The organism is Polluticoccus soli, from assembly GCF_029269745.1.
Taxonomy (GTDB): domain Bacteria; phylum Bacteroidota; class Bacteroidia; order Chitinophagales; family Chitinophagaceae; genus Polluticoccus; species Polluticoccus soli.
The window spans coordinates 1,730,657-1,746,036 of the sequence record NZ_JARJHT010000001.1 but is presented as its reverse complement, the minus strand read 5'-3'; the positions used below and the strand labels follow the sequence as shown (position 1 = coordinate 1,746,036).

The window sequence follows — 15,380 nt, the reverse complement described above, 5'->3', positions numbered from 1 at the left end:
TTTTCTGTAATATTATTACACGTTAAGCCTAACGATTACCGTAAAATCACACCCAATGCCAGCAGCAGCTCGAATCTCAGATATGCATACTTGCCCCATGCAAACGCCAGGCACACCCGTAGTACCCCATGTAGGCGGACCTGTTTCTGGTCCCGGAGCTGCCAATGTTATGATAGGTGGATTACCGGCGGCGCGTGTAGGTGACATGCTGGTGTGCGCGGGCCCTCCTGATTCGATCATAAAAGGTTCTGCGACGGTAATGATAGGTGGTATGCCGGCGGCCCGAATGGGTGACTCTACTGCCCATGGCGGAACAATAGCAGTTGGCGCGCCAACTGTGATGATAGGAGGATAACAGAAAAACTACTCTAATAATTCTGGACAATAAAAAAACGTCCGCACATTGTGCGGACGTTTTTACTTTTCATCATTTGGTTTATTTCCAACCACCGCCTAAAGCCTGGTATATATTCACCATAGCATTCAGCTGGCGCTTTTTGGTTTCTACCAATTCAAATCTTGATTCCAGGGCATCGCGCTGTGTCAGCAACACTTCCATATAATCGGCGCGTGCCGATTTGAACAGGTCGTTGGAAATGGAGATAGACTGCGTGAGTGCCTGCACCTGTCCTGCCTTCAGATCATAGCTTTTACCAAGATTGTTGATCATAGCCAACTGGTTGACTACCTCAACATAGGCATTCAAAATAGAACGCTCGTAATTGTAGATAGCTTGTACCTGCCTTGCATTCGCGCTAGAGTAGTTGGCCTTGATCGCATTCCTGTTGACCAAAGGAGCAACGAGATCGCCCGCAATGGAATACAGGATCGATTCAGGACTAGTCAGCAAGTACGCCGGGTTGAACGCCTGGTAGCCAAGCGAACCCGTGATACGTACAGACGGATAAAATTCCGCCTTCGCCACTTTCACGTCCAGCTTTGCAGCAGCCAATTCCATTTCAGCCCTCCTGATATCAGGGCGGTTTTGCAGCAATTGCGAAGGGATACCGGCGTAGATAGTTTGCGGCACCAGCTCGTTAAAGTTGTCGGAATTGCGTGGTATCGGCTGCGGGAACCTACCGAGCAGGAAGTTGATCCTGTTTTCGGTTTCGGTGATCTGCTGTCTGATATCGAACTCCATGCTTTTTGTTTTCAGCACCTCTGCTTCAAACTTGCGCACAGCCAGCTCCGTAACACGTGCAGCAGATTTCTGCAGACGTACTATCTCCAGCGCATTGCTCTGGATCTCGATGTTCTGCTGTACGATCTTCAGCTCGTTGTCTAATGCCAGTAGCTCGTAGTAAGAATTGGCTACTTCTGCTATAAGACTGGTAACTACAAAATTCTTACCATCTATGCTCGCCAGGTACCTGTTGACCGCAGATTTTTTAGCATTACGCAGCTTGCGCCAAACGTCCACTTCCCACGAAGCGTAAAGACCACCCAGGTAGTCGGGCAGCGGATCAGGCATTTCTTTGCCCGGTTTTATTTCGGTGTTGGCTTCCATAGCGCCCCGGCTTGTGTACCTCGCTGTTTTTTCAACACCGGCTGCTCCTTTAAAGCCAACAAACGGAAGGTATTCACCTTTTCTTACGCGTATCTCGTTCCGGCTGATCGCTATCTCCTGCAGAACGATATTTAGCTCCTGGTTGTTGTGAAGGGCTGTGTCGATAAGGGCGTCCAGGTAAGGATCGGTAAAGAACTCATTCCACTTCAGCTTTGCTGAATTGGTGGTGTCCTGCGAGTGGTTGTAACTCGCAGGCACCGAACGGTTTTCTTTTTTCTTTACTGCCTCGGGAATATTGCACGCTGTGTAACTCAGCGATAACAACGCCAGCGCAAGGCAGCTATATTTTACATTACTAAGCATTAAGGTCGTTTTTCTCGGTTAATGATTCTTCTGGCAATACGAAAGGTTCAGTTTCTTTTTTGAAGAGCTGCTTCAGTTTGTTCTTTTTCTTTTTCTTACGCCTTCTGTGGGTCATATCTTCTGTCAGCGGCACTTCGTCTTCATCCCTGATCAGGTGACGGCCATCTGCCCATTTACCAAACACATAGTACAAACCCGGTACTACCAGCACACCGAATACAGTACCGAGCAACATACCACCTGCCGATGACGCACCGATTGTACGGTTGCCGATGGCGCCTGGACCTGTAGCAAACAGCAGTGGAATCAGACCGGCAATGAAGGCGAACGATGTCATCAGGATCGGGCGAAAACGCACCTTAGCACCTTCGATAGCAGCATCGATAAGCGAGGCACCAGCCTGACGTTTCTGAACCGCGAATTCCACGATCAGTACTGCGTTCTTACCTAACAGACCTACAAGCATAACCAGACCTACCTGTGCATAAATGTCGTTCGATAAGCCCATTAGCTTAATAAGCAACAGGGCACCAAACACACCCACAGGCAGTGAAAGAATTACTACCAAAGGCAGAATGAAGCTCTCATATTGTGCAGCAAGTACGAGATATACGAAGGCCAGTACGATAATAAATATGTACAGCGATTCATTACCTCTCGATACCTCGTCTTTCGAAAGACCTAACCAGTCGATGTCATAACCGCGCGGAAGGGTATTCTTAGCTACTTCCTGAATGGCTTTGATAGCCTCACCACTACTATATCCTGAGGCCGGCGCACCATTGATAGCCGACGAGGTGTACATGTTGTAGCGCGTGATCTCGTTAAGACCTTGCTTCTTCACTATTTTCATAAAAGAAGAATACGGCACCATCTCGTCGCGATTGTTCTTCACATACAGCTTCAATATGTCTTCAGGCAGCTGGCGGTATTCAGGCGATGCCTGCACATATACCTTAAAGAAGTTACCAAACCTGATGAAGCCCTGTTCATAAGTACTACCAATAAGGATGGACAAGTTGTCCATGGCTTTACCAATAGATACACCTTTTTGCATCGCTGCTTTGTTGTCTATCTCCAGTTCGTACTGCGGATAGTTGGCAGCGAAGAAGGTGAACAGACCAGTCAGCTCTTTACGCTTGCCGAGAGCAGCCATAAATTCATCGTTCACTTTTCCGAAGGCTTTGTAATCGCCTGAGTTGGTTTTATCGAGCAGACGCAGCGAGAAACCGCCCGCTGCACCGTAACCAGGTACAGCCGGTGGTTGGAAGAATTCGATAACCGCACCGGGGATCTCGTGACTTTTTTCTTCCAGCTCCTCGATAATCTCTTGTGCCGAGTGTTTACGTTCAGACCAATCTTTAAGGTTGATCAGACAGGTACCGGCGTTAGAACCACGACCTTCCGTCAACACCTCGTAACCCGCCAGCGACGATACAGATTTAACACCTTCCACCGTCTTGGCGAGCTTTTGCACTTCGCGCGCGATTTCGTTTGTTCGTTCCAGCGTAGATCCCGGAGGGGTTTGAATGATAGCATACAACATCCCCTGGTCTTCAGCAGGAATAAAGCCTGAAGGAAGTGTTTCCGAAGTGATCCAGATACCGGCGCAGAAAGCGGCCAGTAATCCAAATGTAATCACCCTACGGGCGGCGATGACGTTGAGTATAGCAACGTAACGGCCTGTAACTTTCTCGAACCATGCATTGAACGCATCAAGCAACCTATTGATAGGTGACTTTTTGCGTGGCTGTCCGTGCGTGTTCTTTAAGATCATAGCACACAACACTGGTGTCAGTGTCAGTGCCACAACACCAGAGATAACGATAGATGTAGCCATCGTGATAGAGAACTGCCTGTAGAAGATACCCACAGGACCAGTCATGAAAGCTACAGGGATGAACACCGCTGTCATCAATAGGGTGATCGCAATGATGGCGCCACTGATCTCAGTTAGCACCTTTTTCACCGCCTTATAAGGAGACAGGTGCTCTTCAGCCATCTTGGTATGCACGGCTTCCACCACCACAATGGCGTTATCTACCACGATACCGATAGCCAATACAAGGGCGAACAACGTAATGAGGTTGATGGTAAGTCCGAACATCTGCATACAAGCGAATGCACCGATCAGCGATACTGGTACAGCCAGCGTCGGGATAAGTGTAGAACGCCAGTCACCAAGGAACAGGAAAACCACTAAGGCCACTAGGATAAAGGCTTCAGCAAGTGTGTGTAACACTTTTTCAATAGAAGCATCCAGGAAGCTCGATACGTCGTAGCTGATCTGGTAATCCATGCCGGGAGGGAAAGAAGTGGCTTTGATCTCTTCCAGCTTTGCCTTCACCTCTTTAATTACGTCGCTGGCGTTACTACCGTATGTCTGCTTCAAGGTAATGGCCGCTGAAGGATGGCCATCCATGTTAGAGTAGATGTCGTAAAACTCACTACCCAGCTCAACATCGGCAATGTCTTTCAGGTGAAGTACCTCGCCATCGGGATTAGCTTTTACGATAACATTCCCGTATTGTTCAGGTGTGTTAAACCTACCTTGGTAGGTTAGTACATATTCCAGCGATTGCGAGCGTTTACCAGAACTCTGGCCAATACGACCCGGCGAACCGATCACGCTTTGCTCTGCCAGCGCTTCCATCACTTCATCGGTAGCTATATTATAGGCGCGCATCCTGTCAGGCTTCAGCCATACGCGCATAGCGTACTGGCGGCTACCCAATATTTTCGCAGCACCCACACCTTTCAACCTCGCTACTTCCGGAATGATGTTTACACTTGCGAAGTTGTACAGGAATTTTTCGTCTGCTTTCGGATCCTTACTATACAGGTTCACATACATCAGCATGTTTGGTGAAGTATAGCTGATCACAAGACCTTCGCGCTGCACAAGTGGTGGAAGCCTGTTGGTTACCTGTTCCACCCTGTTCTTTACGTTAACCACCGCCTGGTTGGGATCTACACCAAGATCGAACACTACCTGGATAGTAGCCTCACCGGCACTGGTAGCGTCCGATGTCATGTATTTCATGCCCGGCGTACCATTGATGGCTTTTTCCAGGGGGATAAGTACTGAGTTGACCAACACATCGGCACTGGCGCCGGGGTAGTCGATATTTACCACTACCATCGGCGGCGCAATTGACGGGAACTGCGATACCGGGAGTGTTTTGATGGCCAGAACACCCATGAACATTATCACGAGGGATAATACTATAGCGAGTACCGGCCTTTGAATGAATTTATTGAACATGTCTTTTCTTATTTAGGTTTTATTATTCTGCCGGCAACTTTAAACTTGCTATTACTGACTTAGGCGCATGGAATTCATAATCGATCTTATCATCCTCTTTTACCTTGCGCAGTCCTTCCAACAATATCTTTTCATTGTCAGCAAGGCCTGAGGTAACGATAAACAGATCTTCCATAGATGCGCCAACTGTAATTTCCCTTGACTTGATCTTGTTGTCTTTGTCGATCACGTACACATATTTTTTGTCGAGTATCTCGAACGTGGCTTTTTGCGGGATGATCACGCCGTTCTTAACCGGCTCTGTCATTTTGATATTACCCGTTTCACCATGGCGCAGCAGGCCATCAGGATTTGGGAAGGTCGCCCTGAAAGGGATGTTACCTGTTTCGTTGTCGAAATCGGCTTCGATGGTTTCAACAACGCCGTTGTAGGCAAACTCGCGGTTGTTGGCCATCATCAGTTTCACGGTAGCCTTGTCCGCTTTCGCGCTGGTTTTGTAGTCTAGGTATTCAGCTTCGGGCACGTTGAAGTATACCCACATCTTGCTGTTGTCAGACAGCGATGTAAGCAATTCGCCTTCGTCCACCAGGCTACCTAACCTAACATGAAACTTGTCTATATAACCGCTAAATGGCGCGCGGATCTCTGTAAAACCAAGGTGTACCGAGGCCAGCGTAAGTTCGCTTTTTGCCTTATCCAGCTTGGCTTTGGCCATGGCCAACTCGTTGGGCGATACTACGTTCCTGTCCGTGAGCGATTTGGTGTTCTGGTATTCGATCTCGGCAGCCCTTACTTCCGCCTGTGCTTTCTGCACTTCTGCCTCATAAAGTTTGGGCATGATGCGGAACAGGAGCTGACCCTTTTTTACAAACTGGCCCTCGTCTACATAAATGTTTTCGAGATAACCTCTTTCCAAAGCCCTCAGCTCGATGTGGCTGATAGAACGGATCTGGCAGACATAGTCTTTAGTGATGGCGGTGTCCATTTTCAATGGACTGGTTACCTGGAATTTTGTGTTGGTTTCTTTTTCTTCTTTTTTGGTTGTGCAGCTAGCATAGCACAATGATGCACACACGCCGGTGAGCAAGAGGAGGTTTTTCATAAATATGTGTTCTAAAGCAATTGCTGATTGTACGGGGAACGCCGGACTCTTATGCTACGCACGTGCATACAGGTCACGATAAAGGACGTATCCCGATGAAAAATGGATAAACAGGCAGGCAAAGACTATTGCCACCCTGAAAAGGCTAATGGTATCAGATCCTGAAGACCCCGTACAGAATGGACCTATCGGGGGAAGAATAAACAAGATGCTTACTCTGAGCTAAGCGAGATGGACGGTAGTAATTAAAGAGTTTTACCGGCGGTGCGTAAAAAGCGGAAGTGATATTGCCGGGATCAGATTGCTTTTTTTTGTCTGTTGGCAGTTCATCGTCGTTTTCGGCGGTGAGCTGTACTGCCTTCAAAGTACTTTTTTCTTTAATAACCGGAGCGACGTAAGCACCTGCAGCATAAGGGGCTGCATGCGCTTGCATGTAGCCATACTTGCCCACAAATAGCAGGCAAAGCAATAGTACGTATCTGGCGACGAATTTCATCCGGAAACGCAAAAGTATGTAACTGTGTTAATATGAATGTGTTAAAATCGTTAAGAAGGCCACTTTTTTACAAGTCCATCAGTTAAAATCAATAAAAACGCCCGCTTATAGCGGGCGTTTAAACGTTTTTTTATTCAATTAAGTTTTATTCCGGCGCTACCAGCCTGAAGCCATTGCCGTGGATGTTAACGATCTCTACAGCGCTGTCTTCTTTCAGGTATTTGCGCAGTTTGGCGATGTATACGTCCATGCTGCGACCGTTGAAGTAGGTGTCGCTGCCCCAGATGCGCTTGAGTGCTGCCTCGCGGGGAAGCAGGTCATTCTTGTATTCGCACAGCATAGTGAGCAGTTCGTTCTCTTTAGGCGACAGGGTTTGCGCGCTGCCGTTGACCTCGAGGGTACGTAGCTTGCTATTGAAGTGATAGCCGCCAATATTGAACTCGACCTGTGAGTGCTGCTTTTCCTGCAGTTCCTGGTTGCGTTTCAGGATGGCCTTTATCTTATGCAGCAATACTTCGCTATCAAAAGGTTTAGTGATGTAGTCGTCGGCACCCAGTTTGTAACCGCTGAGTATGTCTTCTTTCATGCTCTTGGCTGAAAGGAAAAACAGGGGAACCTCAGGATCCACATTGCGGATCTCTTCAGCCAGGGTAAATCCGTCCATATTCGGCATCATCACGTCCAACAGGCAGATGTCGAATTTTTCTCTGCGGAAGGCAGCCAATCCTAATATACCGTCTCTCGCCAGTTCTACAACAAAATCGTTCAGCTCCAGGTAATTTTTCAATACTTGTCCGAAGTTGGCATCATCTTCAACAAGTAATACTTTGTATTTTTCTTTTTCCATACGTAGGATATATTATCGCCAAAAGTAATGACCCATTATTTGATATTCTATGAAATCTTTTGTTAAAAGCGGGGACAGTTGATGGTGCGACCACTACGCCCCATGTTTCCGTACATGCCCATGTAAGAAACTGAAAACTCGATTGCGCCAAAATTGTTGTTGTCCTTGCCAAGCGAAGATATGGTGTAATCATAACTGGTCATGATTCGCACAGAATTGAACTGCATACCTAACGCTCCGATCACAGCATCATCCCAACGATAAAAGGCACCCACGATCAATTCCGTTTTATGGTCTCTTTGTCCTCCTACATATATCATGCCCAGAGAACCGAAAACGATCTGCGACGCATTTTTTTGGAGCGTATAATAAACTGAAGGGTTGAATGTCAATGACTCACTCCAATTAATAATGGCATCTGCATTTGCCGAGGGACGGATACCGATCTTATTGCCAGCTACCTGCAAAGTGTCCGCATCATAAAAACTCTCTTCGGCCTGGTTAATGTGCGCGACACTTACACCAATGCGGAGATAGGTCGCTTCTGTTGGAAAAGTTGCGTAGTTGATCCCCGCTGAAACATCGAAAAAGTTAGTTTTCAAGATGCCGACGGGTTCGTTGCTGTTTAGCTGAGGATCGAAGGTAACACCATTGCGGCCTACCCATTGCGAGTTGTATGTCAGCTTGTTGAAATTAAGACTGCGCGCTGCGTTAGCCACCGAGACACCTGCAGAAATCATGGAATAGTCGCTGGTCATAACGTGGTACGCAATATTTCCTTCTATCCGCGTATTTGACAGAACCCCATCACCGGCTTTATCGTTAAAGAACGAAACGCCCAGCCCCATCCAGTTGTTATAGTTGGCATTACGCATTAGCTGAAAATCAGCATAGGCGGATATTGTATTGTAAGGAACCGGAAGATTAGCCCATTGATTGCGGTAGTTGGCGCCCAGACGGTAATCATTATCGCTCATTAGCCCCGTATTGGCAGGGTTAACTAACATAGGGGCATTATAGTATTGCGAGAAATGCATACCCTGTGCATGGACCTGGTTGCTACAAAACAGGGCAGCGGTTGCAGCTGTGAAAAATAGTCGTTTACTAGCGTTGAATTTCATAGAGTTATCGTATTAGGGTAACATTTCCTTTTTTATAGAATGGGTCTCCGGTTATAAAAATACCACTCATCACATAGCCGTACACTTCCATTTCCTGCTGTTTTCCTTTGAAGCTGCCATCCCATCCGTAAGCCGGATCGTTGGCTTGTACATCGATTGCCTCAAAAACCAGTTGGCCCCAGCGGTTGTATACCCGCAGGGTCACTTTTTCGATAGCGCCGCCGCGCACATACAACACATCGTTATTACCATCGCCATTGGGACTGAAGCCTGTTGGGATATCAACGATTGGCTCAACCAGGGCATCTATCCTTTTGCATACTGTATCCCAACAGTCAACACTGTTCTTTGTCATGAGACAAACGGTATAGCTGCCGGTCTTTTTGTAGAAATGTGGTTCGGGATGTTGTTTATTACTGCCGGTATTGTCGCCGAAGTTCCATTCAAACACATCGCCACCAAGCGTTTTGTTGGTGAGCACCACCGGATCATTCACATTAAACTCGTCGAATATTTTCGGGGTATAATCAAAGTCGGCATGTGGAGATCCTTTTACTACCACGAGCTGCGAGAATGAATCTATCCTGTTACAGCTGGCATCGTTAATGGCATACAGCGTTACTGTATAGTTGCCGGCTGTATCATACTTATGCATGGGGCTTTCGGCATGGCTGGTATCGCCATCTCCAAAGTTCCATATGTATGCTGCCGCGTTTGAAGATTTATTGGGGAACGGAATATTATTGCGTTCGCACACTGGTGGCAATTCAAAGCCTGCTTTTACCAGGAAATTCTGGAACTTAACAACCTGCGACATCGTGTCTGGCGAGTTACAAGCTGTAGTGTCGATCATGGTAACGCGGATCACATAAGTACCAGTATCCGGGTAATCATGGTTGGGATTAGCACCTGTCCCGGTTTTGCCGTCGCCAAAATCCCAAATGAATTGAGTGATAGACGGAGCATTGGGCGTTTTACTGTACTGTGAATGATTGGTGATCTGGATCTTGTAAGGATTACAATTGGCTGTAACCTCAACGCTGAAATTTACTTTGATACGTATGGTATCAACGGTTACGTCAACATAATCTGTATCCCTGGTTTTACAAGCGTCGGGATTTACCGTGATCAAACGCACTTTGTATTTGCCTATCGCGCCATAGGTGTGCGGTGGTGGTGTATGCGCTGTGCTGATCGGAGAGCCATCCCCAAAATCCCACTCATAAGATTGCGCATTGGTAGAGCTGTTTTTGAACTGGATGCTTTCACCCAGGCAAACCACACCATCAGGGTCTGCTTTTGCTTTCGCATTCACAGCGCCCAGGTTAAATTCTATCTTGATCGCGGCCAGGTTACAATTGGTGCTTTTATCTGACGTGCTCCAGGCACCCGAGGTCATCGGCAGGCCGGTAGTGGCTGTGCCGCAGTTACCACAAATAGCCTGGTAGATCACACCATTCCTGTCGAAACGGCTGGTGCCGCCATCAACGTGTTCTGCCAGGGCATTCCCGCCGTAGTAACCAGCAAACAGCAGCGATGTACTGTTCTTGCTAATGGCTATAAAATAGAAATCGCTACCATCGGTTGTACTGGAGATAATGCCGCTCGGGGTTACACCTTTTGAAATGTCGACAGGCATGTTGGCTGTACTGCTGCCATTGCCTGCAGTACTACCGCCCCACCCTGAAATGTAAATGTGCTGGCAGGTATCGATCAGAAAGGCTACAGGCGAAATATTGATGGCATTAGCGCTGGGATCTCCAAAACGGGTGATGAAGATCGGCGGGCCTGCAAGTGTATTCGCAAGTTTGATAACAAACTGCGGAGCGCCGGGGTTAGACCAGGTAGTAGTTGGGTTAAGATCGGTATTTTTTCCCAGGGTGTTACCCATGGCGTACACATCATCATTATCGTCAAGCTGAACGCCAAACACCTGGTCGTACGAGGCGCTTCCTATATAAGTTGCTTTTGTCAGGATAGGAGCACCCGCGTTCTGAAATTTTGCAATGTAGCCGTCTGCAATACCGCCTTTATAGTTAGGTGCATAGCTGCCGGAGGTAACGCCGGTCGAGAATGCCGTATTTGTAACACCGCCGCCAACATACAGGGTAGTTTGCGCTTTGTCTAATGCTAACACGTAAGCCGCATCTTCACCCACACCTCCGATATAACTACCGCCAATGAGCGAACTAAGATTGCTGTTGAATTTCAGCACAACACCATCCTGGCCACCACCATAAGTACCCCCAATACCAAGACCTGTAGCTGTGCGTGTACATGAAGCAACATAAATATTTCCTGCATTGTCTACGATCACTTCGCTACGAGCGTCGTCGGCATAGCTATGTTTGAGGTCTATTTGCGAAGTGGTTGCATACAACGAGCTGATGTTCACACCATCATCGTCTGCACCACCAAAAAATGTTGAGCCAATTAATGCTGTTCCGGCTGCGTTCAGTTTTGTAACAATGATATCTGCACCACCAGCATAAGACGCATCGTACGCGTTGGCTGTAGGATAATCTGATGAATATGCACGACCGGCAATGATCAGGTTACCTGCGCCGTCTACCACCATACTGTGCGGCTGTTCGTTATCAGCGCCGCCTATGTAGGTTGAATACACAAGGCCTGCACCGCTTGGATCAAACTTTGTGACACTCATGTCGTACGATAAACCATTGCCACCGCCAGTACCACCTCCGGTATTGAACGTCGCATCGTACGCACCTTTGAGTGGATAACCTTGTGCAAATGCAATACCACCTGCATAAAAGTTGCCGAGTGCATCATAGGTAGCAGTAAAGCCCCAGTTGTCGGCACTAGATCCGGTGAAAGTTGCAAATACTACATTCGGATCGATCACGAGTGTGGCGCTTTTATTATAGCCTTTCGGGAAACTGTAGCTGACTGTATTTCCCTCTAGTTTGTACCGGCACTGTACCTCCACTCTTCTATCATTAATATATTGATAAGCATATGGTGCCATCTCATTCACCGTGCCCACAGATGTTTCGATGTTCAGGTTATTTTCTTTTAGCGTTACACTAGTGGCCCCATCATAGTTGAGTTTTATTTGACTTGCATCTGCACCCGGCTGTACGATGAAATCATACTTCAATTGAGAATTTTCTGAGCTGACATGCAGATCGATACCGTTATAAAGGGTGTGATAATCTACATTGTATACAGGGTGTATTTCCGATCTCCAGTGCGAAGGACTATTGCCTAAAAAATAGTTATAGTAGTGCTTCTGAGCCTTGCTACCCGTTACCGATTCAGCAATTTGCGCACCTACAAATGAAACCTTATAAGCGTGGTATTTAAGTACCGGTGGTGTTGTAGTATGGCCGTGCTTGAACTCATTGATCTTAGACGCATTCTCGTTAGCGCTGAGGGAAAACATGAAGCCGTCTTTTTCAAGAAAGATGTTGCCATAAGCTGTTGTGGCTTTATATAAGAATGGTTCTTTCCATTGACCCTTATTTTCGACGAACTCGATAGAGCTATGTCCCTCATGCGCACCAGACAGGTACGGAGACAACAATAGAAGACAAACAAGCAGTTGTTTTTGCCTCATGAGAAATTTTAATATTTAAGCGAGTACTACGCCTAGTAAATTTAACAATTAATTGTCTATATATAGACAGCTTATTTAGTGGGAAAGCCGATGGCGAAGGTTAAAAAACCATAAATACGGCGGGAGCGCGGCGTAAAAAGCTCAAAGATGATGCGATCATCTAAAAAAAGACGGGGATCGGGTGACCGTTTAGTTTACGATCTTGTTGGCGCAGCTGCTGCTGGCAAAGGCCTCTGGTTTGGCTTTAAAGGCAAAGCCCATACCCAAAATGTAACCCATAGCCTCGCGCAGGGCCTCATTGCTTTTGAACTGAGGATTGGTATTGATGTCAGCATGCACCTCCATGTCTACATCATACTTGTTGAACAGGTCGCAAAGCTCGTAAGCTATCTCTATGCTCCTGGCCACTTCAACCAACATCCGCTCCTTTATAGTGTACGGATGGCGGGTTTTATCATTGGCGATAAACATAAAACCGCCATGCTTTTCTCTTACGAAAACGATGACGGTTGCGAATTCTGTTTCTGCGCTTCTCACCTGCGAGTCGGTACCGATACATACTTTAAGATGGTAGCCTTTTTGGGTTTCGCGGATGATCGCTTCCTCTACTGCTCTTTTTACGGGGAGCCTCAGTGGCTCCCCATTAAACGTACGCCATAACATAGGTTTCGGTTTTAGTTATATTAAAGTTACCGATATTTTGGCTTGAACGTACGCATGAGGTGTTATGATAGTATTAAAAAAGCACAGCTTACCGACAAAAAAAGGCATCCTGTGGGATGCCTTTACACAATGCCTTTTCGCCTATTTTAGATCACAACTGGCAGTCCCGTTAAACACCACAGCCACGGCCTGTGCCTGGGATTCTACGTTGCTGCAGTTGGATTTAGCGTCTTTCTTTTTGCTATCGTTATACGCTATTGAAAAACTGCTGTCCTGCGCCGGTATTACAAAACCACCGCTGGAATCAGCCGGAATGTGAATGTTGCAAGAGCAGGTATAATCCTTTTTGCACGATGTTAAGCTGATGCCCGCAGCCAATACTGCAATCACGCAAAGACTGGTGTTCCTCATATTGAAACGAATTATGGTGAACATCCAATATACGAACTATTGCTTTACGAGCTTCACCATCTCAGGAGGAGTTCCTTGCTCCTGCACACGCAAACTGTACATACCCTGGGGTATATCCGACAAATCGAGATTTACCTGGTTGCCACCCGGTTTGAAGACCCGCGACATCAGGATGTCGCCATTGAAATCAAGTATGGTAACTGATACCCTGCGCAAAGCGACAGTAGGCAGCAATACACTCGTATAGTTTGTTACCGGGTTAGGATATACGTATAATCCCTGTGGACTCAACGCCAGGTCGCCGCTATATTCTACAGTTTTACCGGTATAGGTAAGCTGCGCCGCAATATCGATCACAGGAATACCCCGCCCAATAATACCACTGAAAGATGTATAACCCGTTGACGGGTCAATCGTGTATAGGTACGACTGCCTATAGTCGTTGACGTTCGTAGCAAGGAAACCAACGTTGTGCCGCGTAGCTTCTGCATAGTAAATATCCAGGGCTGCATTGGTATATAGCCCTGTATCCAACACATTGGCGAGGTTTGCCTGCGTATTTAACGTTGTGAAATCGATGCCGGTAAAATTGACGAACGACCTGTTGGTATAATCGATGCCCACGCGGCGGGACAGGTTAGCATTGAAGTAACTATTAGTGTAGGCAATAGCCCCTATATGTATCGCTGCACCTGTATTTGCATCCGTAGGCGCATAAGCAAAATCATTGTCGGTATTAAGCAGCAAACCCGTCGAAGGACTTAAATGATAACTGATACCATTCGACCCGATGACATGGATGCGATCGCTGAATGGGTTGAAGTCAAAACTAGCCAGCACGTCTGGCCCAACACCAAGGTTAAGCACTTCAGGCGCAAGGTTAACAGGGGAGGCTGCTCCTGTTGTCGGATCGATACGATAGACCTGGTATTCCGAGCCGCGGCTATTGTATCCAAGTGCATACAGTTCCAGGTCAAAAGGACGATAATCGATCGCCACTATATCCTGTCCGGGCGTAACACCGGTGATCTGTTTTACATCCCGAATTATTGATGGATTCTGAGAGTCGAAAAATATAAGATTGCGTCTATTGCGCGTAAGCGCTGTGATTATCTGCCCGGCCACCGTTGGTGGCACCGGCACCCTGACATCAAAGGCAATATCGCGGACCTTGACCTGAGCAGATAGGCTGCCGATGCGTACGGCTTGCCCTGTTCCCGGGTCAAATTGTACCAGCATATTGCGGGAATCAGCAGGAGATTTTATCGCCATATATACGACGTCGGTATAGTTGCTCGTATCGAAATAGCTATCCATTGCTACTGGAGCCCCGTTGTCTATCGACAGGTCAGGCAGACCAACGGTGTGTATAGTCGCATTGACATCCGGATCAAACTGTACCAACACATTGTTATTCACATCGTAACCCAGTTGTACGCTGTAATCCGCACCCCTGAAATTACTGGTATGTGCGATCGTATTGATGATCGGAGTGTTACCGTCGTTGATATCCCCCTCCGCATAGAAAATACTACCCCCAGTAAACAGGATACCTCCCGTTAGTGCATTTAGTATGTACACATTGCCGCTGCTGCCGGTAACAAATATCTCTGAATTGTTAACCGGATTGAAATCAAAGCCGGCGCTCGGCGCAGTACCCAGCTCCAACTGAATGGCGCCGTTGACTGGAACAGCTATGTAACCGGGGCCATCCACATCTATATTGTATAACGCTGCCATGCCTGTAGTGGCATTATATGTGAGCCCAAACAGCTCTCCTGTACCTGGTTGCATATCAATTGCCAATAGCCGCTCACCGGCAGGGAGATCGGTCACCTCAGTAAGATTTATCAGTGTCCCCGGATGGTTAACATCCGTAGCAAACATACGGTTATCAGTTGTCAGGCCAAAGATCGTTTGCGCCTTTGATGACGATATGGCCCATGTTGATACCAGCAGTAGAAGCAGGCGTAGAATATGTTTCATAGTAAATATCTTATGTTCATCTAACTCTTTTATCCGCAA

Annotated in this window: 11 protein-coding genes; 1 reads left to right on the top strand and 10 read right to left on the bottom strand. The window is 47.1% G+C overall.

Annotated features, from left to right (window positions below):
• Positions 1 to 55 precede the first annotated feature (55 nt).
• Positions 56 to 355 (top strand): PAAR domain-containing protein, encoded by a 300-nt coding sequence (locus P2W83_RS07665; RefSeq protein WP_276133125.1) that lies wholly within the window; start codon positions 56 to 58, stop codon positions 353 to 355.
• A gap of 81 nt (positions 356 to 436) precedes the next feature.
• Here P2W83_RS07665 and P2W83_RS07660 read toward each other — a convergent pair whose 3' ends face one another.
• The 10 genes from P2W83_RS07660 to P2W83_RS07615 all read right to left on the bottom strand — a co-directional run bounded on the left by P2W83_RS07660 (position 437) and on the right by P2W83_RS07615 (position 15,341).
• Positions 437 to 1,870 carry a TolC family protein gene (locus P2W83_RS07660; protein WP_276133124.1) on the bottom strand — a complete coding sequence of 478 codons (1,434 nt, stop codon included), beginning with the start codon at positions 1,868 to 1,870 and terminating at the stop codon, positions 437 to 439.
• Complete coding sequence (locus tag P2W83_RS07655; RefSeq protein WP_276133123.1) at positions 1,863 to 5,135, bottom strand: efflux RND transporter permease subunit; 3,273 nt, start codon at positions 5,133 to 5,135, stop codon at positions 1,863 to 1,865. The genes P2W83_RS07660 and P2W83_RS07655 overlap by 8 nt, the downstream gene beginning before the upstream one ends.
• Positions 5,136 to 5,157: 22 nt before the next feature.
• Positions 5,158 to 6,237 carry an efflux RND transporter periplasmic adaptor subunit gene (locus P2W83_RS07650; protein ID WP_276133122.1) on the bottom strand — a complete coding sequence of 360 codons (1,080 nt, stop codon included), beginning with the start codon at positions 6,235 to 6,237 and terminating at the stop codon, positions 5,158 to 5,160.
• A gap of 154 nt (positions 6,238 to 6,391) precedes the next feature.
• Entirely contained in the window at positions 6,392 to 6,733 is a 342-nt protein-coding gene (locus tag P2W83_RS07645; protein WP_276133121.1) for a hypothetical protein, read from the bottom strand.
• 145 nt (positions 6,734 to 6,878) lie between these two features.
• Positions 6,879 to 7,580, bottom strand: coding sequence for a response regulator transcription factor (locus tag P2W83_RS07640; RefSeq protein WP_276133120.1), 702 nt, complete (start codon positions 7,578 to 7,580; stop codon positions 6,879 to 6,881).
• A gap of 62 nt (positions 7,581 to 7,642) precedes the next feature.
• A complete protein-coding gene (locus tag P2W83_RS07635) occupies positions 7,643 to 8,701 on the bottom strand; it encodes a PorP/SprF family type IX secretion system membrane protein (RefSeq protein WP_276133119.1) in 1,059 nt (352 codons plus the stop codon).
• 4 nt (positions 8,702 to 8,705) lie between these two features.
• Positions 8,706 to 12,281, bottom strand: coding sequence for a DUF7948 domain-containing protein (locus P2W83_RS07630; RefSeq protein ID WP_276133118.1), 3,576 nt, complete (start codon positions 12,279 to 12,281; stop codon positions 8,706 to 8,708).
• 189 nt (positions 12,282 to 12,470) lie between these two features.
• A complete protein-coding gene (locus P2W83_RS07625) occupies positions 12,471 to 12,944 on the bottom strand; it encodes a ribonuclease H-like YkuK family protein (protein WP_276133117.1) in 474 nt (157 codons plus the stop codon).
• Between the two features lie 141 nt (positions 12,945 to 13,085).
• The gene (locus P2W83_RS07620) at positions 13,086 to 13,355 is read right to left on the bottom strand and encodes a hypothetical protein (protein WP_276133116.1); all 270 of its coding nucleotides are present in this window, start codon (positions 13,353 to 13,355) and stop codon (positions 13,086 to 13,088) included.
• A gap of 36 nt (positions 13,356 to 13,391) precedes the next feature.
• Positions 13,392 to 15,341: a DUF4394 domain-containing protein gene (locus P2W83_RS07615; RefSeq protein WP_276133115.1), complete on the bottom strand. Its 1,950-nt coding sequence runs from the start codon at positions 15,339 to 15,341 to the stop codon at positions 13,392 to 13,394.
• Between the last annotated feature and the right edge of the window lie 39 nt (positions 15,342 to 15,380).

Excerpts from the sequence above, each read along its gene's own strand:
- P2W83_RS07665 (WP_276133125.1), top strand. The coding sequence starts at position 56 with ATGCCAGCAGCAGCTCGAATCTCAGATATGCATACTTGCCCCATGCAA.
- P2W83_RS07660 (WP_276133124.1), bottom strand. The coding sequence starts at position 1,870 with ATGCTTAGTAATGTAAAATATAGCTGCCTTGCGCTGGCGTTGTTATCG.
- P2W83_RS07655 (WP_276133123.1), bottom strand. The coding sequence starts at position 5,135 with ATGTTCAATAAATTCATTCAAAGGCCGGTACTCGCTATAGTATTATCC.
- P2W83_RS07650 (WP_276133122.1), bottom strand. The coding sequence starts at position 6,237 with ATGAAAAACCTCCTCTTGCTCACCGGCGTGTGTGCATCATTGTGCTAT.
- P2W83_RS07645 (WP_276133121.1), bottom strand. The coding sequence starts at position 6,733 with ATGAAATTCGTCGCCAGATACGTACTATTGCTTTGCCTGCTATTTGTG.
- P2W83_RS07640 (WP_276133120.1), bottom strand. The coding sequence starts at position 7,580 with ATGGAAAAAGAAAAATACAAAGTATTACTTGTTGAAGATGATGCCAAC.
- P2W83_RS07635 (WP_276133119.1), bottom strand. The coding sequence starts at position 8,701 with ATGAAATTCAACGCTAGTAAACGACTATTTTTCACAGCTGCAACCGCT.
- P2W83_RS07630 (WP_276133118.1), bottom strand. The coding sequence starts at position 12,281 with ATGAGGCAAAAACAACTGCTTGTTTGTCTTCTATTGTTGTCTCCGTAC.
- P2W83_RS07625 (WP_276133117.1), bottom strand. The coding sequence starts at position 12,944 with ATGTTATGGCGTACGTTTAATGGGGAGCCACTGAGGCTCCCCGTAAAA.
- P2W83_RS07620 (WP_276133116.1), bottom strand. The coding sequence starts at position 13,355 with ATGAGGAACACCAGTCTTTGCGTGATTGCAGTATTGGCTGCGGGCATC.
- P2W83_RS07615 (WP_276133115.1), bottom strand. The coding sequence starts at position 15,341 with ATGAAACATATTCTACGCCTGCTTCTACTGCTGGTATCAACATGGGCC.